Origin of the sequence: Paraburkholderia bannensis NBRC 103871, assembly GCF_000685015.1 — a bacterium.
GTDB lineage: Bacteria > Pseudomonadota > Gammaproteobacteria > Burkholderiales > Burkholderiaceae > Paraburkholderia > Paraburkholderia bannensis.
Map to the genome: position 1 here is coordinate 44,863 of NZ_BAYA01000035.1, position 23,805 is coordinate 68,667.

General features: G+C 60.6%; 25 protein-coding genes. 13 read left to right on the top strand and 12 right to left on the bottom strand.

Annotated features, from left to right (window positions below):
* Positions 1 to 88: 88 nt before the first annotated feature.
* Together BBA01S_RS43955 and BBA01S_RS33530 are read right to left on the bottom strand one after the other, a co-directional pair.
* A complete protein-coding gene (locus BBA01S_RS43955) occupies positions 89 to 592 on the bottom strand; it encodes a DUF305 domain-containing protein (protein WP_042298337.1) in 504 nt (167 codons plus the stop codon).
* 127 nt (positions 593 to 719) lie between these two features.
* Positions 720 to 1,220: a phosphohydrolase gene (locus BBA01S_RS33530; protein WP_156966171.1), complete on the bottom strand. Its 501-nt coding sequence runs from the start codon at positions 1,218 to 1,220 to the stop codon at positions 720 to 722.
* 471 nt (positions 1,221 to 1,691) lie between these two features.
* Here BBA01S_RS33530 and BBA01S_RS33535 point away from each other — a divergent pair, with 471 nt between their 5' ends.
* Together BBA01S_RS33535 and BBA01S_RS33540 are read left to right on the top strand one after the other, a co-directional pair.
* Positions 1,692 to 2,447, top strand: a complete 756-nt coding sequence (locus BBA01S_RS33535; protein ID WP_027820254.1) for an SDR family NAD(P)-dependent oxidoreductase — start codon at positions 1,692 to 1,694, stop codon at positions 2,445 to 2,447.
* An 81-nt stretch (positions 2,448 to 2,528) separates the two neighbouring features.
* On the top strand, positions 2,529 to 3,140 hold the full coding sequence (locus tag BBA01S_RS33540; RefSeq protein WP_218004270.1) for an NADPH-dependent F420 reductase: 612 nt from the start codon (positions 2,529 to 2,531) through the stop codon (positions 3,138 to 3,140).
* A gap of 265 nt (positions 3,141 to 3,405) precedes the next feature.
* Here the strand turns inward: BBA01S_RS33540 and BBA01S_RS33545 are convergent, their stop codons facing one another.
* The 3 genes from BBA01S_RS33545 to BBA01S_RS33555 all read right to left on the bottom strand — a co-directional run bounded on the left by BBA01S_RS33545 (position 3,406) and on the right by BBA01S_RS33555 (position 5,707).
* Entirely contained in the window at positions 3,406 to 4,749 is a 1,344-nt protein-coding gene (locus BBA01S_RS33545; protein ID WP_027820256.1) for a type II toxin-antitoxin system HipA family toxin, read from the bottom strand.
* Between the two features lie 3 nt (positions 4,750 to 4,752).
* Entirely contained in the window at positions 4,753 to 5,013 is a 261-nt protein-coding gene (locus BBA01S_RS33550) for a helix-turn-helix transcriptional regulator (protein WP_027820257.1), read from the bottom strand.
* A 394-nt stretch (positions 5,014 to 5,407) separates the two neighbouring features.
* A complete protein-coding gene (locus BBA01S_RS33555; RefSeq protein WP_027820258.1) occupies positions 5,408 to 5,707 on the bottom strand; it encodes a hypothetical protein in 300 nt (99 codons plus the stop codon).
* 45 nt (positions 5,708 to 5,752) lie between these two features.
* Here BBA01S_RS33555 and BBA01S_RS45365 point away from each other — a divergent pair, with 45 nt between their 5' ends.
* Complete coding sequence (locus BBA01S_RS45365) at positions 5,753 to 7,177, top strand: hypothetical protein (RefSeq protein ID WP_156966172.1); 1,425 nt, start codon at positions 5,753 to 5,755, stop codon at positions 7,175 to 7,177.
* Positions 7,178 to 7,233: 56 nt separating this feature from the next.
* On the opposite strand, the gene BBA01S_RS33565 is transcribed toward BBA01S_RS45365, so the two are convergent.
* From BBA01S_RS33565 to panB, 3 genes are all read right to left on the bottom strand, one after another.
* Complete coding sequence (locus BBA01S_RS33565) at positions 7,234 to 7,557, bottom strand: hypothetical protein (RefSeq protein WP_027820260.1); 324 nt, start codon at positions 7,555 to 7,557, stop codon at positions 7,234 to 7,236.
* Between the two features lie 25 nt (positions 7,558 to 7,582).
* Positions 7,583 to 7,891, bottom strand: coding sequence for a hypothetical protein (locus tag BBA01S_RS33570; RefSeq protein WP_027820261.1), 309 nt, complete (start codon positions 7,889 to 7,891; stop codon positions 7,583 to 7,585).
* Between the two features lie 273 nt (positions 7,892 to 8,164).
* Entirely contained in the window at positions 8,165 to 9,043 is an 879-nt protein-coding gene (gene panB / locus BBA01S_RS33580; protein ID WP_027820262.1) for a 3-methyl-2-oxobutanoate hydroxymethyltransferase, read from the bottom strand.
* A gap of 75 nt (positions 9,044 to 9,118) precedes the next feature.
* Here panB and BBA01S_RS43965 point away from each other — a divergent pair, with 75 nt between their 5' ends.
* A complete protein-coding gene (locus BBA01S_RS43965) occupies positions 9,119 to 9,985 on the top strand; it encodes an AraC family transcriptional regulator (RefSeq protein WP_063750585.1) in 867 nt (288 codons plus the stop codon).
* Positions 9,986 to 10,029: 44 nt separating this feature from the next.
* Here the strand turns inward: BBA01S_RS43965 and gcvA are convergent, their stop codons facing one another.
* Entirely contained in the window at positions 10,030 to 10,932 is a 903-nt protein-coding gene (gene gcvA, locus BBA01S_RS33590) for a transcriptional regulator GcvA (protein ID WP_027820263.1), read from the bottom strand.
* 144 nt (positions 10,933 to 11,076) lie between these two features.
* Here gcvA and BBA01S_RS33595 point away from each other — a divergent pair, with 144 nt between their 5' ends.
* From BBA01S_RS33595 to BBA01S_RS33605, 3 genes are all read left to right on the top strand, one after another.
* On the top strand, positions 11,077 to 12,381 hold the full coding sequence (locus tag BBA01S_RS33595) for an adenylosuccinate synthase (protein WP_027820264.1): 1,305 nt from the start codon (positions 11,077 to 11,079) through the stop codon (positions 12,379 to 12,381).
* A 787-nt stretch (positions 12,382 to 13,168) separates the two neighbouring features.
* The gene (locus BBA01S_RS33600) at positions 13,169 to 14,494 is read left to right on the top strand and encodes an epoxide hydrolase family protein (protein WP_027820265.1); all 1,326 of its coding nucleotides are present in this window, start codon (positions 13,169 to 13,171) and stop codon (positions 14,492 to 14,494) included.
* A 187-nt stretch (positions 14,495 to 14,681) separates the two neighbouring features.
* Positions 14,682 to 15,593 (top strand): LysR family transcriptional regulator, encoded by a 912-nt coding sequence (locus BBA01S_RS33605; protein ID WP_027820266.1) that lies wholly within the window; start codon positions 14,682 to 14,684, stop codon positions 15,591 to 15,593.
* A 465-nt stretch (positions 15,594 to 16,058) separates the two neighbouring features.
* On the opposite strand, the gene BBA01S_RS33610 is transcribed toward BBA01S_RS33605, so the two are convergent.
* A complete protein-coding gene (locus BBA01S_RS33610; RefSeq protein ID WP_027820267.1) occupies positions 16,059 to 17,165 on the bottom strand; it encodes an FAD-dependent monooxygenase in 1,107 nt (368 codons plus the stop codon).
* A 292-nt stretch (positions 17,166 to 17,457) separates the two neighbouring features.
* Between BBA01S_RS33610 and BBA01S_RS33615 the strand changes: the two genes are divergently transcribed.
* Complete coding sequence (locus BBA01S_RS33615; RefSeq protein ID WP_027820268.1) at positions 17,458 to 18,048, top strand: TetR/AcrR family transcriptional regulator; 591 nt, start codon at positions 17,458 to 17,460, stop codon at positions 18,046 to 18,048.
* Between the two features lie 124 nt (positions 18,049 to 18,172).
* Here BBA01S_RS33615 and BBA01S_RS33620 read toward each other — a convergent pair whose 3' ends face one another.
* Complete coding sequence (locus tag BBA01S_RS33620) at positions 18,173 to 18,790, bottom strand: TetR/AcrR family transcriptional regulator (RefSeq protein WP_281177018.1); 618 nt, start codon at positions 18,788 to 18,790, stop codon at positions 18,173 to 18,175.
* Between the two features lie 161 nt (positions 18,791 to 18,951).
* Here BBA01S_RS33620 and BBA01S_RS33625 point away from each other — a divergent pair, with 161 nt between their 5' ends.
* Positions 18,952 to 19,719 carry an alpha/beta fold hydrolase gene (locus BBA01S_RS33625; RefSeq protein ID WP_027820270.1) on the top strand — a complete coding sequence of 256 codons (768 nt, stop codon included), beginning with the start codon at positions 18,952 to 18,954 and terminating at the stop codon, positions 19,717 to 19,719.
* 112 nt (positions 19,720 to 19,831) lie between these two features.
* Here BBA01S_RS33625 and BBA01S_RS33630 read toward each other — a convergent pair whose 3' ends face one another.
* Positions 19,832 to 20,572 (bottom strand): 3-oxoacyl-ACP reductase family protein, encoded by a 741-nt coding sequence (locus tag BBA01S_RS33630; protein ID WP_027820271.1) that lies wholly within the window; start codon positions 20,570 to 20,572, stop codon positions 19,832 to 19,834.
* A 425-nt stretch (positions 20,573 to 20,997) separates the two neighbouring features.
* Here BBA01S_RS33630 and BBA01S_RS33635 point away from each other — a divergent pair, with 425 nt between their 5' ends.
* The 4 genes from BBA01S_RS33635 to BBA01S_RS46220 all read left to right on the top strand — a co-directional run.
* Positions 20,998 to 21,330 (top strand): BufA1 family periplasmic bufferin-type metallophore, encoded by a 333-nt coding sequence (locus tag BBA01S_RS33635; RefSeq protein WP_027820272.1) that lies wholly within the window; start codon positions 20,998 to 21,000, stop codon positions 21,328 to 21,330.
* A 71-nt stretch (positions 21,331 to 21,401) separates the two neighbouring features.
* The gene (gene bufB / locus BBA01S_RS33640; RefSeq protein WP_027820273.1) at positions 21,402 to 22,319 is read left to right on the top strand and encodes an MNIO family bufferin maturase; all 918 of its coding nucleotides are present in this window, start codon (positions 21,402 to 21,404) and stop codon (positions 22,317 to 22,319) included.
* 40 nt (positions 22,320 to 22,359) lie between these two features.
* Complete coding sequence (locus BBA01S_RS33645; protein WP_027820274.1) at positions 22,360 to 23,355, top strand: hypothetical protein; 996 nt, start codon at positions 22,360 to 22,362, stop codon at positions 23,353 to 23,355.
* 143 nt (positions 23,356 to 23,498) lie between these two features.
* Positions 23,499 to 23,805 (top strand): HvfC/BufC N-terminal domain-containing protein (locus BBA01S_RS46220; protein WP_042298343.1); only part of this gene is annotated, 307 nt, incomplete at its 3' end.

Sequence of the window (23,805 nt, forward strand, 5' to 3'; positions counted from 1 at the left end):
TCATGTTCCACTCCTAACCAATAGGATTTCTGTTGCGAACTATATTCACGGCCCCATGGGATATAGGGATCGATATTTTTTGTTGCGTTTACTTATCCCCTCCCGGCGTCATTTCCCTGCCCGCTTCCATCGACATCCGCATGTGTCCGCCTTCAGCCTGTCCAGATGACGCAGGTGGACTCGCTTCGATCGATGCGTCCGTCTTCCGCTCCTGCGAGATTGAACCTGATGGCGCCTGTCCGATCGCTACGTGCATCGCCACGATTTCCTGCTGCTGTTCAACGACAATTTCCTGCGCAATGCGACGAAGCTGTTCATTCTTTCCGTAGCGCAACTCCGCCTCAGCCATATCAATCGCCCCCTGGTGATGGGGAACCATCATTGCAACAAAATCAAGATCCACGTCACCCGACGGACGCGGGGACATCCCGTTCATCATCCGCGTCATTGCCGCATCGTTTTCCTTCAGGTACATGGCTTCAGCATCGGTTATCGGGCCAGCAGCCTTTGCCACGGAGGCACAGCACGCAAGCATCACAAGCATCGCCGTCCCAAACGGAAACGGTCTACGCCAGGCGACCAGGTTAAGCATTCAGGATCTCCTTAAATGACTTTTCACTCTACGAACAGTTACAGTCTGGTTTTATTCCAGCCAACGAATAAATTGTTGGGCAGGCAGACCATCGGAACCCACTGCCTCATTCAAGCGCGACCTGGAATCAGGTATCACCTGAATTCCTTTCCCAACGGGATCCGAGAACGCGCCCGCAGAAGTTCCCTCGATAGAATGTGGGACTGTAGCGCTCAAGAACGTCTGCGCTGAGCGCCCCGAAAGTCGTCTCGGGACGATGTGCAATTCCTCTGCCCAACGCTTCCAGATAGCTGTTCGCAAAGTCTTCACCGCGTGGAAACTCTGCAAGAATGGCCTCCTTCTGGGTCACAGAAAAACGGTCGATACCATCACCGAAGAGATCGGCACGCACACCGTAGGCGAGAAATCGCGTGAGTCCACCCATCCGCTCCGGCAGGCCCGGGGTGGTGTGAAGGCTGATCGCATCCCACACGGCGGAACTATGGGTGTGTCTCACGCCTTCCCTATCGAGAAACTCCTTCGCGGCGTCTGCGCCGTCCAGCTCGTAACGTTGTAGCGAGTTCGCATAGCTCGAACTGAGTCCCATGTGGGAAAAATGGGCTGCAACAAAAAGCAGGTCGGTCGCCACGCGTATGTCCTGCCTGATGGCCTCAAGCGAGGCAAAAGCAAACACTCTGCAGGCATGCCGCACGAGGACTGAGGGCAAAGACACTCGCGCAATATCGGAAGCATAGTGCGAGTATCGCCTGCGAGGCATATTCACTCCTGCTAGCTGAGTCGGGAATCCGAAAGTGGTTCGCATTTTCCTGGCCCCCCCCTAAGTGTCTCCTCCGCTGATCGACTGAAATGGATAGTCAATCCGCGAATCTTTTGGCGAACACAATCTATCGGTTTCGTCCGGATAACGCATGGGCCGTCCGCTGATTTTTCATGAAAAAAGATTAAATGCGCCCTTGCTTTTCGGGTAGGGATGCTCTGCACCCCGGCGCCCGTGGATTGTCCACGCACATGGAAGATCAATTCGCAGTCGCCATGTTTTTCTACGTCGTGCAGACGTTTATCGTTGCATCCATCAACACCCAACAACCCGGAGCAAATCATGAGCAGGAAACTCGAAGGCAAGGTAGCACTGGTAACCGGCGCGACGAGCGGCATTGGCCTGGCCGCAGCAAAGGATCTCGCCGCAGAAGGCGCGAAGGTGTACATCACCGGACGCCGTCAGGCCGAACTGGATGCCGCCGTCGAAACGATCGGTCACGGCGCGCGCGGCGTGCAGGGCGATGTCACGCGTGACGAAGATCTCGACGCGCTGTTCGAGAAGATCCGCACCGAACAGGGTCGCCTGGATATCGTCTTCACGAACGCGGGTGGCGGCTCGATGCTCCCGCTCGGCGAGATTACCGGTCAGCATTTCGACGACACGTTCAATCGCAATGTCCGCGCCGTGGTCTTCACGGTGCAGAAGGCCTTGCCGCTGATGCAAAAAGGCGGCTCGCTGATCCTGAACGGCTCGATCGCGGGCTCGACGGGTACGCCTGCGTTCAGCATCTACAGTGCCTCGAAGGCCGCAGTACGTGCGCTGGCCCGTAGCTGGGTGCTGGATCTGAAGGAGCGTGGTATCCGCGTGAACGTGGTGAGCCCCGGCGCGACGCTGACCACCGGACTGGTGGAACTGGCCGGCGACACGAAGGAAGCGCAGGACGGGCTGGCGAGCTACCTGGCCTCGCTGGTGCCGATTGGACGCCTGGCTGACCCGTCGGAGATCGCCAAGGTCGTGACCTTCCTCGCCTCGGACGATTCGAGCTTCGTCAACGGCGCGGAATTCACCGCGGACGGTGGCCAGGCACAGGTCTGAGCTTCCGATACGCCTCATCCCGCCGGGGTTAGCAAGACCGGCAAAGACGGCCACCTCGCCGGGATGAATTGCGAAATTCAGATGAAAATTGCTATGAAAATCGGATTCATCGGCGCGGCTAACCTGGCGCAAACATACTCAAAACACTTGCTTCGCAGCGGGCATTCGGTTGTTTTTAGCAACAGGCTGGGGCCAGACACGCTGGCTTCACTCGTTGAGTCCTTCGGCCCGCGCGCTTCTGCAGCATCGGTCGAAAACGCAGCAAAAGCCGAAGTGGTTGTCCTGGCGTTGCCGTGGACACAACTCCAGTCGCTTCAGCACAGAGACATCGATTGGCACGGTCGAATTGTTGTTGACGCAACGAACGCACTGCTCACCTATGCGCCCGATTATCGGCGGGCAGACCTGGGGGGCAGGACGTCAAGCGAAATAGTCGCGGATATGCTGCCGGGCGCTCGGGTAGTAAAAGCACTCAACACGCTCTATTTCAAGGTGCTTGAACGAGAACCGGCTGAAGCAGGCGGCCGGCGAGTCATGTTTGTCTGCGGCGACGACAGCGAAGCAAAGAAGACGGTCTCGTCAATGCTGGCGTCAACGGGCTTTTGCCCAATCGACCTTGGCGACCTCGTGCAGGGCGGCCGGATCCAACAGTTCGGCGCACCGCTCGCTGGCCCGAATCTGTTGGCGTTGTAAGCAATAAAGGCCCGTCTGCATGCATCCCGGATACGCTTGATTGCCCTATACCCCGTGTGGCGCACAACCCTGCCATATAAGCCGAGTCGCAAATGAAAAGGCAAGTCTTCGTTGAGAACGAAGTCGATTCTCACGTTTACTACTGGGATCCAGGCCGCCGGGACTATGGCTGGCCAACACCCGCTTTGGAGCAGCTTTACCGTGTATTTGGCCTGATCCACGAAGCCTGTAATCAGGGGGGCGATAGATTCAAAAAGGCCTGAAATCAACCGCCCTTGCCCTGGTTTGCCAATAGTTCCGAACGCCCAATCACCTCTTTCCCATTTCCGGATCTGTCCGCATCGGAGAAGCCTGCCGCCTCGATGACCGGCGTCAGTTCCCGCAACGCCACTCGCGGTTTTGCGCTACGTAGCGACGCCATTCCGTCGTTCCAGGCGTGCAGCATTTGCTTCGCAACCCATCGCCACCGTGTCTCGTTTTTCGCCGCTTCAACGATATCTTTTCCAGTCGACACGGCAGAATCGCACAGCGCCTCCACCATTTCCCGATATCGCCTGGGCGGGATGCCAAGTCGCGTATTGAAAAAGCGCTCCAGCGTCTTGCCGGCCGTCCAGGTTTTGCGACCATCGACGCTCAGCCCGGGTGGATTGTTCGCGAATCGCGGGTACGCTTCCGTGGTCACGATGTCGTACGCGGGCGTAAAGATGACGTCGTCGATACCCGAATAAAGCAGTGCAATATTTTTGGCGTGGCAGTCTGCGTTGCGTACGACGTAATTGGTAATGAGCAACCAGCCGAGTTGCTCGGCCTCCTGCCGCCAGTTTGCTGCGCTGATGTAGGGCTTCGTTGCGTTGATGACCTGCTCGGTTGACGGGCGGTATTTCTCATGCGGAGGCAGGCCTAACAGGCTGCAGGCGTCTTCCACGCCGTACGCGGGCGTCCCCTGTTCGTCGACGTCGAAGCGGTCTACGACGAGTACGCGACCGTCATCCGACATGGTGGTATTGGCAACCCGCGCAACACCGAGTCTCGCCAGCACCTGCATGGAGTAGTGTTCGTTGAAGCCAAGATACGGGGTCTGCTCGTCGGAGCCCTTGATGATGTGCCGGCTGGTGCGCAGTGTCTGCTTGCCAACCGGTGCCTGATTCGAAGGCCTATCGGGTGCAAGGAACTTGGGCACCGCACCTGAAATGGCTGCGCGCGCGTAATACCGCACAAGCTCGGCAAAATGCGCCGTCGTCATGTCATCGTGCAGCAGACTTTTTAAATCGAGCGGTTCAAGCTCGCCGCCTGGAGCGGCCCCTTCAGACGTAACGGTTACGCGGCCAATGCCCGACCCGCCAATGACGGCCAGCAGTGAAAGATCCGTGCCGTCGAGATAAGGCCCGAACTCCTCGCGAATCACCTGCAGAAGAAAGCCCTCTGGCAGGTTCTGCCGAAAGAAGGGATGCAGGTCGCGAGGCCACACCCACGCATCCCCGCGTACGGGCATGGTCAGGCTGACAAAATCATCGGCAAGGGCGTCTGCGGCGTAGCGCATCGCGTAGTCGTCTGCCTCACGATAGAGATGGGCGACCAGTTTGCCTTTGACGTGTACATGAAGACGCATGCATTAGTCTCCCGCTGCGCGCTGCTCGGCAAGCACGTCGTCCAGCGTGCGGCCATGGCCGCGTTTGACGACTCGCAGATCAAATCCCGCTGCCTCAAGCAGGCGAACGAGTGCGGACACGCTCATGTCGCCACGTGCGAGCGTCTCCATGCGTGTCAGCGTCGTGCGCGCGAGACCGGCGCGCTCCGCGAGATCCTTTTGTGAGAGTCCTGCCTCGCGACGGGCCTCTCGCAGCATGTTTGCAACATCCGCCAGCGTTGTCATTTGTAGCCCCAAGGCATCAGAAGTACCAATGTTAGCCTGAATTGTAGCCCACAGGCTACAAAGGCAGCATTGAAAATGTGTCCCTTGGGATACAAAAATGCGGAACCAGGCAGAAAATGTGCCCCGTGGGCTACCATCGAATAGGGGCTGGCTAGCTGACCGGCGACACAGAAGATATGACCCGTGATGTTGCCCGGATTAGCGGCGGACAGAATGGAGTACTTGTGTGCGCCCTCTGCCCGCGATTCCAAAGGGCGTCTTCGAGCGTATCGGCAATGTGGATAGCGGGCGGATCTGATGCCAGGCCTGCCTCGTACAGGAGCCGCCCCCCAGCCCGGTTCGCCATGACGCCCCCCATTCCGCCCGGCGAACCGCCTACATGCGCCCGAAATCTTCAGTGCAAGAAATGGACGCTGCTAATGACCTCCTCATCGCCCTCTCCAGACGAGGCCTGATCAAGAATCGCACACCGGAAGTCGAACTTGACGCGAAGGATCGCGGATTCAATGCGTGCATCACCGCGATGCCCCATCAGGCGCGTGTTGATCGCCTCGTCGACGGCTAGCATCGCCTGCTCGATGCTAGCCGGATCGTCGCTTTCGAATCCAACCTCGATCTCAACGCTCTCCAGCAAGTCCAGCGCTGTTGCAATGTCCTCGGAAGCGACAAATAGTGTCGTGGCATCTTCTACCATTTCCCCTCTCCATTCGGTTATCCAGAACCTGCAGACAGTTGCGAGTTGCACGACTATCGTTGCACAACCAGAACAAAGCTGCCGGGCGAAGAAACGGATTTTGGGTTCGAAACAACGGACGGGTTGCTGTACGCAAAGAAGCGAATAGAATCGAAGGTTCCAGCTGATCGTTGCGGTCGCCACCTCGGCGCGTGGCATCGCCATCGGGCAACGGCCGCCAGGGATCTCCCAGACCAAGCCTCCATGCCTACCCCTCTCTCCGATGTCGCGGATCTGAAGCTGCGCCTGCGTGCGCTGTTTGACGAACCTGCGATCGAATTCGCGGACTACGCCAATTACGGCGTCACGTTCGTTTGGCCGGGCAAGGTAAAGGATCTCAAGGCCACGCTGCTGGCACGCACGGATGCATCGCACTGGAGCGGCGAAGCAGGACACTGGTTCTACGAGTGCCAGCAAGAAAACTGGACGCTGTATTTGCGCGCCGTACCTCAGGCGGTGCTTTGCATCGCATCGGTGTTGTCGCTGCACGCAAGCCACATGGAGCAATACAAGCTCACGCCCGAGCAGCAGACTGCAACCGCCGCAGATGCCGCCCGCGCTATCCAGGCGGATCGCGACTGGGAACAGGAGCATCTCACGTCCCTCACGTCCGCTACCCTCACCCCACTCGGCGGGCCGTTCTATAGTGACGGCAAGCGGATCTGGGTTCCCTATGGCGAAGACCCGTGCTATCGCGCACTCAACTATCTCGATCTGGCCAGCTTCCGGCACGTGGTCGATCATTTCGCTGTCGATGCGGCCGGATTGCGCTATTACGCCCATGGGGCGTATGACGCGTTGTCCGATGGGGCGATCATCAAAGGCGCGGATCCAGCAACACTGATCCGGCTAGGCGGCCACTGGTACCGCGATGCGCGGCAGGCCTACTACTTCGAATGGGACACGTGGCAGTTCCACGCGCCGATGGTCGTAAAGGCTGATGTCGACAGCCTTGAGTATCTGGGGGGCGCTTATGCGCGCGACGCCAGGAGCCTTTACTGCGCTGGCACACGCAAGCGCGCCATCATGGACGTCTCGCGCGTCGTGAGCCTTGGATACCGATACGCACGGATCGATGCCGACCTGCTCTATGACGGCAAGATCGTCAGCCGCCCGGGCCCGATCGATGTCGATACCGCGCAAGCCGTCCGGGAGAATCTGCTGATCGACGCGCGCGGGCACATGCTGCTCGGCAATCGCTATCGCAAGCCGCTGCCGGGCATCGACGCACGCAGCCTGCGCTTCCTGACGCCGTATTTCGCAGTGGATGACCATCGCGTCTACTTCCTGACCAACGCGAACCTGGCCGTGTGCGAACTGGCCGATCGCGCCACCGTGGAGGTCGCATCGCGCTGGCGCATCCGTGACCAGCATGGGCTGATCGACCTCCAGGATACTGGCGTCGTGAGGGTCTCGGACGATGCCGTGTAGCGTTCTCTCGTCCTTGAGGATCGAAGCGCAGTGTAGACGCGAGCGGCAAGAGCGCGCTACGAAAGGCCGCCCATAAAGAACACAACCAAACCCGGCACGCAGAGGGCGATATGCAATGCGACGGCGGCCCAGGCCGGAACACGATTGGTGGGTGGCGCCGCATTCGCGATTGAGTTCGCGGCCCATATGCCACCAATCACAGACACAGGCAGCAAGGCAAATGCAGACAGCGCAATGACTGCGCCCAAAGCGCCACCGGACGTGACACCGCCGCCGGACGCCCACATTACAACAAAAAATATCGCAATCATTTCAACGACTGCGAGGCTCAGGGGCCCAACGCCGGTGTATTCCAGATCGTCGCTCGGTGAAACACTCATTTTCTAGTTCTCAAGACATAAAATTTCAGCGTGCAGCGCTCGCCGACTTTTGGCGTTCGGCAAGACCTTTGCGACAGGCGGCGTAGCCCTGATCCGGCTGGTCTGCGCCATGCTCGCGCAGCCACGTCACCGCTTGCGTCGCGTCGAAGCAGCGCGCGATGGCCAGCGAGCTGAAGCCGTTCGGATCGGTGACCTTGAGGTCGAGCGCGACCGGCGTCGACGCAGCCCCCCTCAGCGCATGGCGTAGAGCCGAAGGTTGGCGCCGCGAGCGCTTGCCCGTATAAGTTGTGCAGTCTGCAGAATCGATGCGCGTCGAATAGCTGTCGTGCTCCACGGCGGAGAATCTCCTGATTCAATTTGAGTATCGCTTCCAGATTCCACTTTTATCTGGCTGGCAATATGAATGGCGGAACAATTCTAGCGACTCCAACGTAAATAATTCGTCTCTTCTTCTCCATTTAAGAAGAAAAACAGATATTTACCCGAAAGGCATTATTTGAGCGGCAATGCAGAACGCGGTAAATATATCGATGACCTGCGCCGACATAAACCATTCATCGGCGCGACCCAAAGCAGACCTCCACATCATCCAATGCGCTGTCCACTTTTAAAGTGCCACGCGATGTTCTTTATTCTCTGCGGTTGTGGCAGGTGCCAGCATTAGCGGCTTGCCGTATCCGAAGCAGTGCTCCCGCTGCGGAAAGACCCCTTCGCGTACTTCGTTGGCGTATTGCTCAATCGCACTTTGCATTGCGATGTTGACCTCTGCGTAGCGTTTGACGAATCGCGGTGTGTAGGCATCGAAACTCCCCACCATGTCTTCGGTCACTAGCACCTGCCCGTCGCAGGCGGCCGAGGCGCCTATGCCAATGGTCGGAATTTCCAGCGTTTCGGCCAGGTGTTTCGCGAGCGCCTCGGCAGTGCCTTCGATAACCACCGAGAATGCGCCTGCATCCTGTACAGCCAGCGCCGCTTCCAGGATACCCTGCGCCGAGTGCGCATCCAGTCCCTGTGCCCTGAACCCACCAAATGCATTGAATTGTTGTGGCATGAGGCCGATATGGGCCATGACGGGAATGCCCCGCCCAGTTAGAAAGCGAATCGTCTCAGCCATCTCCTGGCCGCCTTCAAGCTTGACCGCCTGCGCGCCTGTCTCGACGAGCAGTCGCGCGGCGCTGCGGAACGCCTGCTCTGGAGATTCCTGGTAGCTGCCAAACGGCATGTCGATCACCACGCAGGCTCTTGTCGATCCCCGCACCACGGCCGCGCCATGCGCGACCATCATGTCGAGCGTCACGCCCAGTGTGCTGGGCATGCCGTAAAGCACCATGCCGAGCGAGTCTCCGACAATGATGATGTCGGCTTGCGCATCGACGAGTCGCGCCATGGGCGTTGTGTAGGCGGTCAGCGAAACCAGGTTTCCGGCGCCCTTGCGTGCGCGTACCGCAGCCACGCTGAGGCGGCGGGAAGATGAATGTGTGCTCATGGAATAGTTGGAGAAATGTGGAGACAACACGCTATCATGCGTGCCGCACGGGCAATTGCGCCTGGAGGACACCTTATGTTGCTAGCAGGACAAGGCCACAACAGTTACGTCGTCCCGCCGATGACCGTGCTGCCGCGTCCGCTGTTCGTGCGGGCATTCGAGATACCGGGCAACGGTTTCGTCGAAACGCATAGCCACCCCTGGGCGCAATTCACTTACGCAACGGCCGGCGTGCTGGAAATACGCACGCCGCTGGGCCGCCGGCTGCTGCCGCCTCATCACGCCATGTGGATTCCCCCGGGCATGCAGCACGCCGTGTCGACCCGTGAATGCGTGAGCTTCCACAGCCTTTACCTCGATTCACAGGCGTTCGGCGAACATGAGTTGCAAGCGGGGGCCGTGCTGTACGTCACGTCGCTTTTGCGCGAACTGGTGGCGGCCACCGCGGAACTGTCGCCCCACTACGATACCGACGAAGCCAATAACGCCCTCGTCTGCCTGATCATGGATCGCATCAGGAAGTTACGCGCGGCGCCCCTGTCGGTACCGATGCCAAAGGATGCGCGCCTGCTCAAGATCGCGCGCGCCCTGCGCGCCGATCCTGGCGATGCACGTACGCTGGATGACTGGGCGCAGCACGTGGGCGCGACCCGTCGAACGCTCTCGCGCCTTTTCCGCGATGACACCGGGCTCTCGTTTGTCGAATGGAGACAATCGTTGCGCCTGCTTGCATCGTTGCCTCTGCTGGAGGCAGGGATGGCTGTAGGCGCCGTTGCTGCGCGGCTGGGCTATGCATCGGTGTCGGCGTTCATCGTCGCGTTTCAGGCGCAGTTTCAGGCCACTCCCGGCGCTTTCGCCCGTTCGCGCCATCTCGTCGACATGGGCGTCTTCGAGAAGAACAACGCTGGAAAGCAATGTGACTCACTCAAAGTGATTTCATAAATGCCGAATTGAGTTCTTATCGATATTCATGAAGTCAGTTCTATTCAACACACATTGCGAGTGAAACGTTGCCCCAGCTCGCGCAGCCACATCAGAAAGGCATTGATGGCGGGATCGCCAAGGCGTGCATTGTTGACGTAGCTGCAGTAGCGCCACGCTGGCAGGGTCGGCCCGTCGAACGGAAACACGAGGCGTCCCTCCTGGACATCGAGCGCGACCAACGCGGTTGGCCCCATCGCGATACCCAGGCCATCAATGGCGGCCTGCAGGGTCAAATAAAAGTGATCCAGCTGCAGCGAATTGCTCCCGGCAAGCCGGGGATTGCCGCACGCTGCAAGCCATTCGGCCCAAAGGCCCGGATAGGTCGCCGTGTGCAGCAGGGTGTGGTGCGCGAGGTCGGAGAGCTGGCGAATGGGGTGCGATTCCAGCACCTTGGGCGAGCACACCGGCAGCCGGACTTCCGCCAGAAACTCATTGACCACGTACCCGGCCGCTTTCTGCTCGCTGCCGCGAATCGCGACGTCGAATTCATCGTGGAGCCGCTCGATCGGTTCGTCCGAAGTCGTCAGCCGGACTTCCACCGCCGGATGGCTCAGCTGGAAGTTGGACAGTTGCGGCAATAGCCATCGCAATGCGAAAGTCGTCGGCGCATTGACCCTGATGATCTGCTGTCGCGTCACCCGGAGCTGCTCGTCGGTGGCCAGCGCAATGCGGTCGAGCGCCGCCGATATCTCCGACAGGTAAGTGCGCCCTCGCGCGCTCAGGACGACTCTTCGGCCGCGGCGCTCGAACAGGTCGTGTCCAAGCCAGGCCTCCAGTTGCCCCACTTGACGGCTAACGGCCCCATGCGTGACGCAAAGCTCGTCCGCTGCGGCAGAAAAACTTTCGAGCCTCGCGGCGGCTTCGAATACGCGAAGTGCGTTCAACGGTGGCAGTCGGCGAGGCATGCGGTCGATCTCTATGTGAGTTTTCCTGACAGATTCGATGAGTTTATATCGATTTTCGTGACGACGTCGGGCCTTTATATTGAGCCGCTTGGCAGCAGATCGTGTCGCGGATCTGTTCGATTAAGTCACCAGGAGGACTGCAGTATGTCGAATGTCGTTGTCGTTGGCGCGCAATGGGGCGATGAAGGAAAGGGCCGGATCGTGGACTGGCTCGCCGAGCAAGCGGATCTCGTGGTTCGCTACAACGGCGGGCATAACGCCGGCCACACGCTTGTGGTGAACGGCCAGACCTACAAGCTGGCGCTGCTTCCCAGCGGGATCGTGCGCGGCAAGCCAGGCCTGATCGGCAACGGCGTCGCCCTCGATCCCGAGGCGCTGCTCGCGGAGATCGACCGTATGGCCGCGCTGGGCATTCGCGTCACGCCAGACGTGCTGCAGATTGCCGAGACGGCCACCCTCGTTCTGCCCGTCCATCGCGCGATCGATGCCGCGCAGGAACGCTTGCGCGCGCAACCAATCGGCACCACGCTGCGCGGCATCGGCCCGGCCTACGAAGACAAGGTCGGTCGCCGAGGCTTGCGGGTCTGCGACCTTGCTGAACCGCAACTGCTTGCGCAAAAGCTCGATGGGCTGCTCGCGCACCATAACGCGTGGTTCCGCGGCCTCGGTCTGGAGCCTTTCCCGCGAGACGCGATGCTGAACGACCTGCTCGCCATGGCGCCGAGAATCCTGCCTTTCGTGGGGCGCGTGTGGGAACGGCTCGACCGCGCTCATGCGTCGGGTCAGCGCACGGTGTTTGAAGGCTCGCAGGCTGTGATGCTCGACGTGGATTGGGGCAGCTATCCGTATGTGACGTCGTCGACCACCCTCGCTGCCGGCGTGGCCAGCGGCGCGGGCATCGCGCCGTCGCGCATCGGGCAGGTGCTTGGCGTCAGCAAGGTCTATGCAACGCGTGTCGGCGAAGGCCCATTTACGTCGGAAGTGGGCGGCGCGACCGGCGACCTGCTACGGCAGCGCGGCGCCGAGTATGGCGTCAATACGGGTCGCCCGCGTCGCTGCGGGTGGCTGGACACGGTGCAACTGCGCCAGAGTTGCAAGGTCGCCGGCATCGATCTGCTGGCGCTGACCAAGCTGGACGTCCTGGATGGCTTCGAGTCCGTCTACCTGTGTACAGGATACGAACTCGATGGGCAGCGCATCGACTATATGCCGTCAGCCTCGGCCGAGCAGCAGCGCTTGCGGCCTGTTCTCAAGCGCTTTGACGGTTGGGAAGGCACAACGCGGGGAATCCGCTCTTATGGAGAACTGCCCAGCCAGGCCGCGACGCTGATCGAAGCGATTCAGCAGGAAGTCGGCGTCGAGGTGTCAATGATTACCACGGGCCCTGAACGTGACGATGCAATCGTCCTGCGATCTCCGTTCGCGCACACCGGCGGCGCGGCAGTGTGATTGACCGATAGCGGCGAGTTGGCCCGGCAGCGCGAGGCCTGGCGAGCAGCCGATAAAGGGGCGTCTGCGCAGCCGCTCAAGGGGCGGCGTAGCGCCCGCATCCGCATGGGACATCCCGGTGACGATGCAGTGCTGGCCGCGTCGTGAGCGATGTCCGGGTGCGGCCAATGTGAGCCACTCGTGCGATCGCTACAGCGGCCTTTTTAGTGACCGTTTCACCTGCAAAACCCGCCAGCCATTTCACGTGTCGCATGCGTTCCTCAGTAGTTATGTTCCGCAGTAGGTCAATGCGTCCACCGCCACCACGTCCCCCGGTTTGAATAGCGCCATTGCGGTTCTCATCCGCCCATGCTGCGCACCGCTCACAAGCAACCATTCCCCTAAGCGAAGCCCGGTGCAGTTGCGCACTGGACGCCCCGTCTGAACGCTGCCGCCAGATAAGGTGAGTTCATTGTTCACTCACAGTTTACGGCCCGTCAATTGTCGATGAGATTGTCAAATTGGCGGACGTCATCAAGAATCGATCCCTTGTCGGTCGGCGATAGAACCTCTCACAGGACAGACGCAATAGCCCAGCGACCCTCGTACGAAGCGACCCGGCTCACGATAAGCCGGTCACTCGTGCCCAGACGCATGCCGCTGCTCGTGCCGCATACGCCCAACCACGGTAGTCAGTAACAATCAGCACGGTTTCGCGCCATATTGGTTCTTCCTGGTTGATTGATGAACGAGCATTCCCCCCCCGATTATTCTGGATTCCTATTCATTGATTCAAAAGATATCCAACATGGCAAACCTGAAATCCCCTCCCCTCGCATCGCGTCGCCGCTTCGTTGGCGCCACCGCCGCAACTATCGCCGCCGCCTCGTTGAGCCGGCTTGCTTTTGCCCAGTCCACGCAGAACTTCGCCGATATCACAACCATCGGCAGCGGCGGCGGCAACGCACTTCGGCAACTGCACATCCACGTCCCCGATTCGCAACTCGTCGATCTACGCCAGCGCATCAACGCCACGCGCTGGCCGGAACGCGAAACGGTAGCAGACGCTTCGCAAGGCGTGCAGTTTGCGACGATGCAAAGGCTCGCGCGCTATTGGGCGACGCACTACGACTGGCGCAAAGTCGAAGCGAGGCTGAACGCGTTGCCGCAATTCGTCACCACGATCGACGACCTCGACATCCACTTCATCCACGTTCGCTCGCAACATCCTGACGCGCTGCCGATCATCGTCACACACGGGTGGCCAGGATCGATCATCGAGCAATTGAAAATCATCGGCCCGCTCACCAATCCCACGGCTTATGGCGGCAAAGCGTCCGACGCATTCGACGTCGTGATTCCGTCACTGCCAGGCTATGGATTTTCAGGGAAACCAACGGCGACCGGCTGGGATCCCCAGCGCATCGCGCGCGCATGGATCGTGTTGATGCAACGACTTGGCTACACGCGGTATGTCGCGCAGGGCGGCGACTGGGGCAACGCCGTTACGGAGCAAATGGCGCTGCTCCAGCCTCCTGGCTTGCTCGGCATTCACACCAACATGCCCGCGACCGTGCCCGACAATATCGCCCAGTCGCTCAAGTACGGACAACCGGTGCCAGCCGGTCTTTCCTCCGATGAACAGCACGCCTACGAACAACTGGACTTCTTCTATAAACACGGCCTGGGTTATGCGCAGGAAATGGCAGGCAGGCCGCAAACGCTGTATGGCATCGAGGACTCGCCGATCGGTCTCGCAGCATGGATGCTGGATCATGATGCGGCCAGCCAGGCGCTTATCGCGCGTGTATTCGCAGGGCAGTCCGAAGGCCTGTCTCGCGACGACGTGCTCGACAATGTGACGCTCTACTGGCTGACCAGAACCGGCATATCATCAGCCCGGCTCTATTGGGAAAACAAGCTGAACTTCTTCGAGCCCAAGCACGTGACGCTGCCGGTCGCCGTCAGCGTTTTTCCCGACGAGTTGTACGCCGCACCCAGAACCTGGGCCGAACAGGCGTATCCGAACCTCATCCATTACAGCCGTCTGCCCAAAGGTGGACACTTCGCCGCCTGGGAACAGCCGCAGGCTTTCACGGACGAAATTCGCACAAGCTTTGCGTCACTCCGATGAGGAATGCCTGGTAGTTCGCTGCCGCTGTTGCCTGAAAGGCTCGGCGGCAGCGTTCTCGTGAAATGCTCCTTTACGTCCTGTTCGTATGAGGTATTTGCACTCCGCTTTCGCGCGGATTTCGACCGGCCGTGAATTCGATTACAGTCTTTATGAATGGCGCCAGTCAACGAAAGCACTAGCCGCGATCATGGATCTGAACCTTATTGGTGTTTTCGTCGAGATTGTCGAATCGCACAGCCTCAGCGCCGCGGCGCGCAAGCTCGGCATGACACGCGCCAATATCAGCCAGCGACTGAAGTTGCTTGAGCGCGAAACTGGCGCCCAGTTGCTGCGTCGCTCGACGCGCAACCTCGAACTCACCCAGGCGGGCCACACGTTATACGATTGCGGCCAGCGCATGCTGGACGATCTCAGTACGGCCCGTGCATCGATCGACAGTCTCGGACTCACCTTGACAGGTCGTATCCGCATCAGCGTGCCTACTGGCTGCGGCCGAATGTTCATAGGCGCGATGCTGATCGAATTCGCGCGGGCGCATCCCCGCATCACCCTTCACGTCACTTTCAATAACCGCATCGACGATCTCATCGCGGCGGAAGTCGACGTCGCGTTGAGCGTCCCGCCCTCGCCGCCGCTGGACTGCGTTGCCCGCAATATATGCCGGATCGACTGGCATCTGTATGCGTCCAGCGCCTACCTCGAAGCGCATGATCCGATCAACGCACCATCCGATCTCGACGGACACGCATTGCTCGCCACACCGCATCCTGACCGGCGGATCACGATGACGCTCGTCCACCGGCAAAGAGAGGAGGATGCCTACCCCATCACACAGCGCCCCGCGCTTCAATCGACGGACTACCCCTTTCTTGCGGAAGCGGTCTGCGACGGTTTGGGCATCGGACTTCTGCCGGCTTACATCTCCCAGGCCCCAGCAAATCGCGGCCTCGTGCGCGTCCTGCCGCAATATCGTGTGACGGGCATGCAAGACGTGCTGTATATCCTCACGTTGCCCAATCGCTATCCATCGCCGGCAACGCAGGCACTGATCGACTATTTGCGACTGAAGATCACGGCGCTCGCACAAACGTGGGCCTGATCAGGTTTGCAGAAACCCGATGAGCAAGCAGCGAACGGCGTCTGTGCCGCGGTGCAATTCAAGGCAAAGCGGCGACGATTGACATTGGCATACTCAGCGGACAAACGCGATGACATGCGCCCGCGCTGCGCATACCAACGGAGCACGAAGAAAGTGTTACGCTTGTCCTCCCGCGTCACCCGCCGTGCCCCCCTCTGCGAGGACGGATTCATGCAAAAGCGCTCACGCACTTCATATGCAAAGACACGTCTGAACCGGGCGATGCAGAGACTCCTGCTTGCTCGAACGCAGCAAGAGGAAGATTTGGCTCGACGATGGGTCACCGCGTGGGGCGCCGCGGTTGGCGAAAGCCACTTCAAGGATTTTCGCAATCCACGCCCCATCAAATCGCGTGCGGTGAGGCTTTCAAATCGCTTCACGATTTGACCGCTTTGTGCAATACCGTGAGAGATACTCGTCGCCCTCTCACTGCCGCGACGCCCGATAGCCGTCGTTAAGCATCCAGTGACTGAAGCGCGCGTATTCGAGCGCGTAGCCAGCCGCGTCCGGCGCAATTTCAACGCTATAGGCAAGCTCGCGCACGCGCGCATAGTGCGGGAGGCGATTGCGTTCGTACGCCTGCAAAGCCGTAGCCAGATCGTCGTGACGTTGCAGCGCATCAGTCAGCACCTGAATGTCTTCGACACCAAGCGTGCCGCCCGCTGAGATATGCGGAGAAAGCGCGTGCGCTGCATCGCCGATCAATGCGACACGTGACGATGTCCAACACGGCAGCGGCGGCACGAACATGATCGGGTTATGCAGGATTTGCGCCTCGGGCGTGCGCTCGATCAGCGCTAATAGTGCGTCGTTCCAGCCCGCGTCGTTCAGCAGCGCGGCGCGTTGCAACGCTTCTGCCTTTTTCGTCCCGGCGGGCGCTGCACTGTCGAACTGGTTGACCATCCACACAACCTGATTGCCGTACGTGCGGGTGAAACCGCCCCGTGCGCGCTGATGCCCCACGGTCAACACGGAACCCGCGGCAGGCTCATCGCCCGCCGCGAGCATGCCGCGCCATACGTGGTGTCCTGCATGCGCCTGCGCCGGATAGCCTGGTATGAGTTGCGCGCGCACAGCCGAATAGGCGCCGTCGGCACCGAGCAGCAGATCCGCGCGTTCGACGCTGCCGTCGTCGAACGTCACGCTCACGTGATCGGCGTGCTCGTTGAACGCGACCACCCTGGTATCGACATGAATGTTGTCGACGCCCACCGCCGCTGCGAGCCTGCGGTTCAGTTCGGGGCGAGGCACCAGCAGGAAGGTGTGATCGACGGGATCGAAGCCTGGCGCCCTGAACGGCTGGCCGCTCGCATCGTAGAACCATGTCTCGACCGTCGTGCCGATCGACGCGATCGCGTCACCCACGCCGACGGCCCCGAACACATCGAGCGCATTGCGCCACAAGCCGATGGCCGCTCCCGCCGCGCGAATCTCCGAGGCCTGCTCGCAGACCAGCACATCCCAGCCGATCGCCTTGAAGGCGATCCCCGCAGTCAGTCCGACGATCCCGCCGCCCGCAATGATGACGCGCATGTTGATTCGCTCCGTGAGTGAGTTTCGTGTAAAACATATCGATCAGGTTATGAGCAATCGCTCACATTGGAAACTCGCATCGCTCACGTGGCTTACGAAACGACTGCAGCCCCACCTGGTGGGGCATAGCGGCTGAAATTCAACTGGTTGAGAGCGCGCCAGGAATGCGGGCTCACATTTACTGCGCTGTACTTACTGGTTAAGCGCCATGCGTCAGACAAAAACATCGCCCGCCATCACGAGAGCCGTGACGCTCCGTAGCATCGCGACGCCGCCTGGCGACGGATCGCGCTTGCAGCGCAAGCTGCCTCGCCAGCCGCGCGCCAATGCGACTGTTGCGGCAATACTGGACGCCGCTGCATGGATTCTGGAAACAAAGGGCTTCGACGCCTACACCACCAACGCGATCGCCGAACGTGCAGGTGCCAGCATTGGTTCGCTCTATCAGTATTTCCCTAACAAGGCGGCGCTTACGCAGGCGTTAATCGAACGCGAGGATCGCGCGCTCGCTGAACGTATGACGACTCTGCTCGATCAACCGCGTGGGATCGGGTTGCTGCGCGAGTTGTTGCGAATCGCAGTCGATCATCAATTGCGGCGGCCGGTACTTGCCCGCTTGCTCGATGCCGAAGAAGCGCGCCTGCCGCCCCGGCAAAGCACACAGCAACTGCACGCGTTATTGGTGTCGATCTTCGAGCGTGCGCTAGGCGAGGCGCGTATGGCACGCGAACCGCGCCTGCCTCAAGACCTGTTTGCAATCATTCATGGCATGGTCGACGCCGCAGGACAGCAGGGAGAAGACGATAGTGACGCTCTCATCGTTCGGATCGAACGGGCCGTCTGGGGCTATCTGGTTGACACGGACACTCCGGCATCGTTTTGAAAGCGCCATAGGCAGCTCGACGAAAACGATCAGACCGCTGGCAGCTGCCTGTCAATTGACCAGAGGAGCCGGGGCGCCCAGCTCGCGGCTGAAGGCGGAGAAACACGACGTGAGTCGCCGTCCGTCAAGCGGAGCGCGCGGACTTGCGCGGTTTCACCAGCCTTTCCACGGCGCCTTCTGTCACTTCCTTGAATAACGCGACGTTGGCGTACGCGCGCGAAGCCAGCATGGCGCCGTAGACCAGCGATACCAGCGTCGCCGCCTCGGCGTGAACCGACGCGTTCAGTTTGATGAGATCGCCCTTCACGCCCGACTCAAGCACCTGCTCCAGCCACGATGTCAGGCTGTCGAAGAACGCCCTCACCCCCTGCGCCACTTCCTCAGGCAGCGAGGGAAGTTCGGCGCCCAGCATGCCCGCGACACAGAACGGAGCCGTGTCGTCCGCGATGCAGCGCTCCCAATGGCCGATGTAGGCGCGCAACTGTGCAATGGCGTCAGCGCCGCTCGCCTCCAGCGTCGCCACATCGGCGGCGAATGCTTCCTGCCATTCGGCCAGCACCGCGATGACGAGATCGGTCTTGGCGGGGAAATGGTGGTGAATGCTCGCCTTGCGGATGTTGATGGCATCCGAGATGTCGGCATAGCTAAACCCGTTGTAGCCACGCCGCATGATGAGCTGGCGCCCCGCTGCAATGATCCTGTCGGCCGTCAGTTCTCCACTTGCCGTCATTTTGCCTACCATCTAGTCGGTTGAATGTTCGATAGTTTAGGCGGAAAAAGGGGCAATTGCCAGCCGCAAAATTTTTCTTGCACCTCAGCCATCCTACTAGTAGGATGGCTAAATCGAACAGGCAAAAACCTGTCGACTTCCCGGTCATACCCCCCACAATCTGGAGCAAGAAAATGAAGCTTTCCTCGTACGTAACCCGCATCGCCGCCGCTGCCCTTACCGTTGCCGCCCTGGGTTCGCAGGCCGCCATGGCCGCGCCGGTCAAGAACATCGTGCTGGTGCACGGTTATTTCGCCGATGGATCCGGCTGGCAGGCGGTCTCGAAAATCCTCGCACACGACGGCTACAAGGTCTCCGTGGTGCAAGAGCCGGAAACCTCGTTTGACGACGACGTGAAGGCGACTACCCGTGTCATCGATGCACAGGACGGCCCGAGCATCCTCGTCGGCCACAGCTATGGCGGCGCGGTGGTGACCGAGGCCGGCAATGACGACAAGGTCGCCGGCCTCGTCTACGTGGCCGCGTTCCAGCCCGACACGGGGGAATCGCCGCTCGAACTGACCAAAAAGACGCCGCCGGCAACCACGGCGATCAAAGCCACTGCCGACGGCCACCTGTACATCGATCCGGCGAATTTCCACGAGGATTTCGCCGCCGACCTGCCCGCCCCGGAAGCCCGCTTCATGGCCATTTCGCAGGTGACGCCCGCCGCGCAATCGTTCGGCGTTCCGATCACGCACGCTGCCTGGAGAACGAAGCCGAGCTGGGCGGTTGTGGCCACGGCTGACCGCGCGATCAATCCCGATCTGGAGCGCTTCATGACCCAGCGTGCGGGCAGCAAGACGGTCGAGATCAAATCGAGTCACGTGGTCTACATGTCGCATCCGGCAGAGGTCGCGAAGCTGATCGAGCAAGCCGCAGCGCAGTCCGGCAAGGAATGAAGACGCGTGATGCGCCGCCTGCGGCCACCTGGTGGCCGAGGCGGTTCAAAGCAACGCAACTCAGATGGTCATATTCCATGTCCGCCCGGGGCGCATGGTTTTGCAAATGCACTCAGGCATTCATGCCGCCATCGACAGTCAGGTTCGAGCCGGTGATGTAGGAAGCTTCTGGACTGGCGACAAACGACACCGCTGCAGCGATCTCCTGCGCACGCCCGTAGCGATTGAGCGCTGTGGCCGCCTTCTGCGGCACGGCCCAATCGCCCGAAGCGGGATTCAGATCCGTGTCGATCGGGCCCGGCTGCACGTTATTGACCGTGATGCCGCGACTTCCCACTTCTCGTGACAGTGCCTGAGTGAACATCTTCACTGCCGCCTTGGTCGCCGCGTAAGGCACCAGCCCAGGCGTGACGGCGCGCTCGCCCACTACCGATCCGATCATGATGATGCGTCCGCCGTCATTCATGTGCTTGAGCGCGGCGTGCGTGGTCGCGAACACCCCACGAACGTTGATGTCGATGACACGATCCATCTCTTCGAGCGTGGTTTCCTCGAATGGCTTCGGAATCGCCGTGCCGGCGTTGTTCACCAGCACATCCAGGCGACCGAGGGTCGCAACCACCTTTTCGATCGCACGATTGACAGCGGCAACATCGGCCGCATCGGCTTGAACGGCCAAAGCCTTGCCGCCAGCGAGTTCAATCGCCTCGACCACTGCGGCAGCCGCATCGGCGTCCCGGGCGTAGGTAAAGGCGACGCTTGCACCGTCCTCGGCGAGGCGCCGGGCAATCGCCGCACCGATGCCCCGCGAGCCACCCGTCACCAATGCCACCTTGTTCGTCAACTTGTTCATTGCTCTGCTCCTGATGATCAAACTATCGAAAAACATCGTTTAGGATCAGTAGCTTGTCTATCGACATGCCTGCGTCCATGGCAGTCAATGTAGGCCTCTATATCGGCCCTGAAAAATACCTTCGAGGCTGGGGGGCATACCTGCAGTGCATGGATGGCGGATGGAACTCAGGCATCAGCGTCATTTGATGGGTGTTGCCGGAGAAGGCAACCTGACGACCTTCGCCAGGCACCGCAATCTCAGACCAAATTGCACAACACCGTGCAATCTTCCGTACCGCCGACCCCGTATTGTCGTAACACGGTAGCGAGTCCTCCCGCGTACACCAACGCCGGGTCGTCCTCACCGTTTCCACGCTCGCATCAGGGCGAGTGTTTCGATCGCGGTCTCCCAAAGAGCGCAGCTCTTTCTACCCGGAGAAATGTATGGCCGACCACACGATGACTACGTTGATTGCGGGTGCCCTCGCGACGGCACTGACTGCTATTGCGGTTGCACCCGCGAGCGCAGAAGAATTCACCGACGCGCAGAAAAAGATCCAGGCGGAGCACACCGCACTCGTCAAGTCCGGCAAGGTCGAGCCGTGTTTCGGCACGGCACTGAAGGGACAAAACGATTGCTACGCAGGCGCAGGCACAACGTGCGCCGGCACAAGCACGGTCGACTATCAGGGCAATTCGTTCCGCCTCGTGCCGAAGGGCACCTGCACGGGCATTTCCACGCCGAAGGGCATGGGAAGCCTTTCGCCGAAGGTTTAAGCTCCCACGCGGGCCGGGCGGGATCGTCCCTGCAACCCGGCCCACCATCCCGAACGAAGCCGAGACTGCTCATGCACTCGTCGTCATCGTCCTTTCCTGAGAAGCGCCTGGCGGCGCGTGCCGGGGTCGGCCTCAAGGCCGAACATTACCGGTCGATACTCGAAACGCAACCCGATATCGGCTTCGTCGAGGTTCACGCCGAGAACTATATGGGCGCAGGCGGGCCACCACACCGCTATCTGTCGGCGATACGCGAGTCATATGGCCTGTCGGTTCACGGCGTTGGGCTTTCGATTGGCGCGGACAGGCCTCCTGATCGTGACCATATCCGGCGGCTCAAAGTGCTTATTGAACGTTATTCACCCGCGTTGTTTTCCGAACATCTCGCGTGGTCCAGTCACGATCGCGGCTTTTTCAACGACCTCCTGCCATTGCCCTATACGAACTACAGCCTGGCTCGTGTCGTCAGCCACATCAACCAGCTACAGGAACAGCTTGGCCGGCAAATGCTGCTTGAGAACCCTTCGACGTATATCGCCTTCAGGGAAAGCACGTTTTCAGAGCCGGACTTCATCGCCGCAATCGTAGAGCGAACCGGATGCGGCCTGCTGCTTGACGTCAACAACGTCTACGTCGCGTCGACAAACCAGCAATGGGATCCGCTTGCGTATCTGGCCGCGTATCCGCTTGCCGCCGTGCAGGAGATTCATCTTGCCGGCCACGCGCAGGAAGCTGACGAGAGCGGCCGGCCATTGCTGATCGATACGCACGACCGGCCTGTCCAGGACGCCGTATGGGATCTCTTCGCCCATGCAATCCGTAGAACTGGATCGCTGCCCGTCCTGATCGAATGGGACGCCCACGTCCCCGACTGGCCGACGCTCGCTGCCGAAGCCGCGCGCGCAGAGCACATCATGCAGGCCGCGATGCGGCCCGCGAGCGCCGAGCGATTGTCCAGCGAGCCGCAGTTCGCGGTCATTGCGCAGTAACAGACAGCCCAGTCAGATGCAGACGAAGGAAGCAGACATCATGGTCAAGCGACAAGTGCTGGTTTATTACGCGTGGAGCCGCCCGGGCGAATCCGGCGCGCCGCTCGGGGTCATCGAAGACCGGTTTCCGGCGCTCTTCGAGAGCCGCAGAATGGGCTTTCCCCGCTTCCACGAGTTCGCGAACCCGCGCGAGTTCGACCAGGGTATTGCCGGCTTCCTCGACCACATCATGAAGCACAACTTCACGGCGTTTGTCGATCTGGCGACAACACTGACCGGCCTGCGTGTGATCGAGGTCGAGCGCGTGGCCGACGATGGCACGCTCACGCCACTCGACGCGAGCACGCTCGACGGCGTCGACACGCTGATCATCATCAGCTTTGACTCGATTCGCACCGCCCAAAGAGCGACCACCGATGAGATCGGGGCAATCAATGCGTTCCTCGCTGACAAGGATCGACTGGCTTTCGTTTGCCCCCATCACGACATCGGCGACATCGGCGATATCAGCGATATCAGCGATGTGAACGCGAACGAAGCCTTGCAACGACAGCTTGTAGAGTTCGAGCACCACGGCGACAAGACGATCCCGCCGCGCCAGAGCTTCGGTGGTTATGCACGTTCGCTGCTTGCAGGTCTTGGCGTGCCCGTCGAAAATCGTTTCGGACTCCGACCGGCCTGCGAAGCGGACGGATCGCCCGCCCCTATCGAAGCCGAGTTGGCGCTCGACCGGCTGAAACTGCTCAAGAATGTCGACCACTTCAATCTGCACCCGCATCTGCCGCAACTGGAACGCCTCGGCGACGCGGCAAACCGGCTTGACGTGCTGGCGCGGCAGCGCATCGACTCCCACGCTGCGCCTCATCCCTTTGCGCGCGAGCGTTCGACGTTCGACGCGCTGCTGCAGTCGCGCGAGGACGCGTTCGCTGGCACGCTGTGCGTGAGCGATACCACCCTCTGGAGTTCGACAGCCGGCGGCGTGGACAGTCTCCAGCAGCTCTGGACGAATGTCGTCCAGCGCCCCGTGCGGCGGTAAGCGTGATGCAACGCTCAAAGCCAGCACCGACGCCCGCGCGAGCACTGCATCGGTCGAATTCCGGACAGACACGGAAGGCAGGCCGCTGCACCGCGAGGAGCGAGCCGCCTCTACGCGAGCGTCAAAGAAGCTTCGCCGCTGCATTGCTCGATCCCACCCTGGCAGTCCCTGAAGGTCTCGTCGGCCCCGATGCTTTGCCCAGCGCAAGGCGATTCGGCGTTTACCGGAATAGCGTCGTCCGGGGCCTGGTGGAGGCGCTCAGGGCCGCTTTCCCCGTTGTGTGCCGCCTCGTCGGCGATGAGTTCTTCACGGCGATGGCGCACGCATACGCGGTGTTCGAGCCACCGCAGACACCCGTCATGCTGGCCTACGGCGCGACGTTCCCGGACTTCATCGCGACGTTCGAACCGGCTCTGAGCGTGCCGTATCTGTCCGACGTCGCGCGCCTAG

What these genes read in the sequence shown, in the direction of transcription:
- BBA01S_RS43955 (WP_042298337.1), bottom strand. Translation starts at nt 592, where the DNA reads ATGCTTAACCTGGTCGCCTGGCGTAGACCGTTTCCGTTTGGGACGGCG.
- BBA01S_RS33535 (WP_027820254.1), top strand. Translation starts at nt 1,692, where the DNA reads ATGAGCAGGAAACTCGAAGGCAAGGTAGCACTGGTAACCGGCGCGACG.
- BBA01S_RS33540 (WP_218004270.1), top strand. Translation starts at nt 2,529, where the DNA reads ATGAAAATTGCTATGAAAATCGGATTCATCGGCGCGGCTAACCTGGCG.
- BBA01S_RS33545 (WP_027820256.1), bottom strand. Translation starts at nt 4,749, where the DNA reads ATGCGTCTTCATGTACACGTCAAAGGCAAACTGGTCGCCCATCTCTAT.
- BBA01S_RS33550 (WP_027820257.1), bottom strand. Translation starts at nt 5,013, where the DNA reads ATGACAACGCTGGCGGATGTTGCAAACATGCTGCGAGAGGCCCGTCGC.
- BBA01S_RS33555 (WP_027820258.1), bottom strand. Translation starts at nt 5,707, where the DNA reads ATGGTAGAAGATGCCACGACACTATTTGTCGCTTCCGAGGACATTGCA.
- BBA01S_RS33565 (WP_027820260.1), bottom strand. Translation starts at nt 7,557, where the DNA reads ATGAGTGTTTCACCGAGCGACGATCTGGAATACACCGGCGTTGGGCCC.
- panB (WP_027820262.1), bottom strand. Translation starts at nt 9,043, where the DNA reads ATGAGCACACATTCATCTTCCCGCCGCCTCAGCGTGGCTGCGGTACGC.
- BBA01S_RS43965 (WP_063750585.1), top strand. Translation starts at nt 9,119, where the DNA reads ATGTTGCTAGCAGGACAAGGCCACAACAGTTACGTCGTCCCGCCGATG.
- gcvA (WP_027820263.1), bottom strand. Translation starts at nt 10,932, where the DNA reads ATGCCTCGCCGACTGCCACCGTTGAACGCACTTCGCGTATTCGAAGCC.
- BBA01S_RS33595 (WP_027820264.1), top strand. Translation starts at nt 11,077, where the DNA reads ATGTCGAATGTCGTTGTCGTTGGCGCGCAATGGGGCGATGAAGGAAAG.
- BBA01S_RS33600 (WP_027820265.1), top strand. Translation starts at nt 13,169, where the DNA reads ATGGCAAACCTGAAATCCCCTCCCCTCGCATCGCGTCGCCGCTTCGTT.
- BBA01S_RS33605 (WP_027820266.1), top strand. Translation starts at nt 14,682, where the DNA reads ATGGATCTGAACCTTATTGGTGTTTTCGTCGAGATTGTCGAATCGCAC.
- BBA01S_RS33610 (WP_027820267.1), bottom strand. Translation starts at nt 17,165, where the DNA reads ATGCGCGTCATCATTGCGGGCGGCGGGATCGTCGGACTGACTGCGGGG.
- BBA01S_RS33620 (WP_281177018.1), bottom strand. Translation starts at nt 18,790, where the DNA reads ATGGTAGGCAAAATGACGGCAAGTGGAGAACTGACGGCCGACAGGATC.
- BBA01S_RS33625 (WP_027820270.1), top strand. Translation starts at nt 18,952, where the DNA reads ATGAAGCTTTCCTCGTACGTAACCCGCATCGCCGCCGCTGCCCTTACC.
- BBA01S_RS33630 (WP_027820271.1), bottom strand. Translation starts at nt 20,572, where the DNA reads ATGAACAAGTTGACGAACAAGGTGGCATTGGTGACGGGTGGCTCGCGG.
- BBA01S_RS33635 (WP_027820272.1), top strand. Translation starts at nt 20,998, where the DNA reads ATGGCCGACCACACGATGACTACGTTGATTGCGGGTGCCCTCGCGACG.
- bufB (WP_027820273.1), top strand. Translation starts at nt 21,402, where the DNA reads ATGCACTCGTCGTCATCGTCCTTTCCTGAGAAGCGCCTGGCGGCGCGT.
- BBA01S_RS33645 (WP_027820274.1), top strand. Translation starts at nt 22,360, where the DNA reads ATGGTCAAGCGACAAGTGCTGGTTTATTACGCGTGGAGCCGCCCGGGC.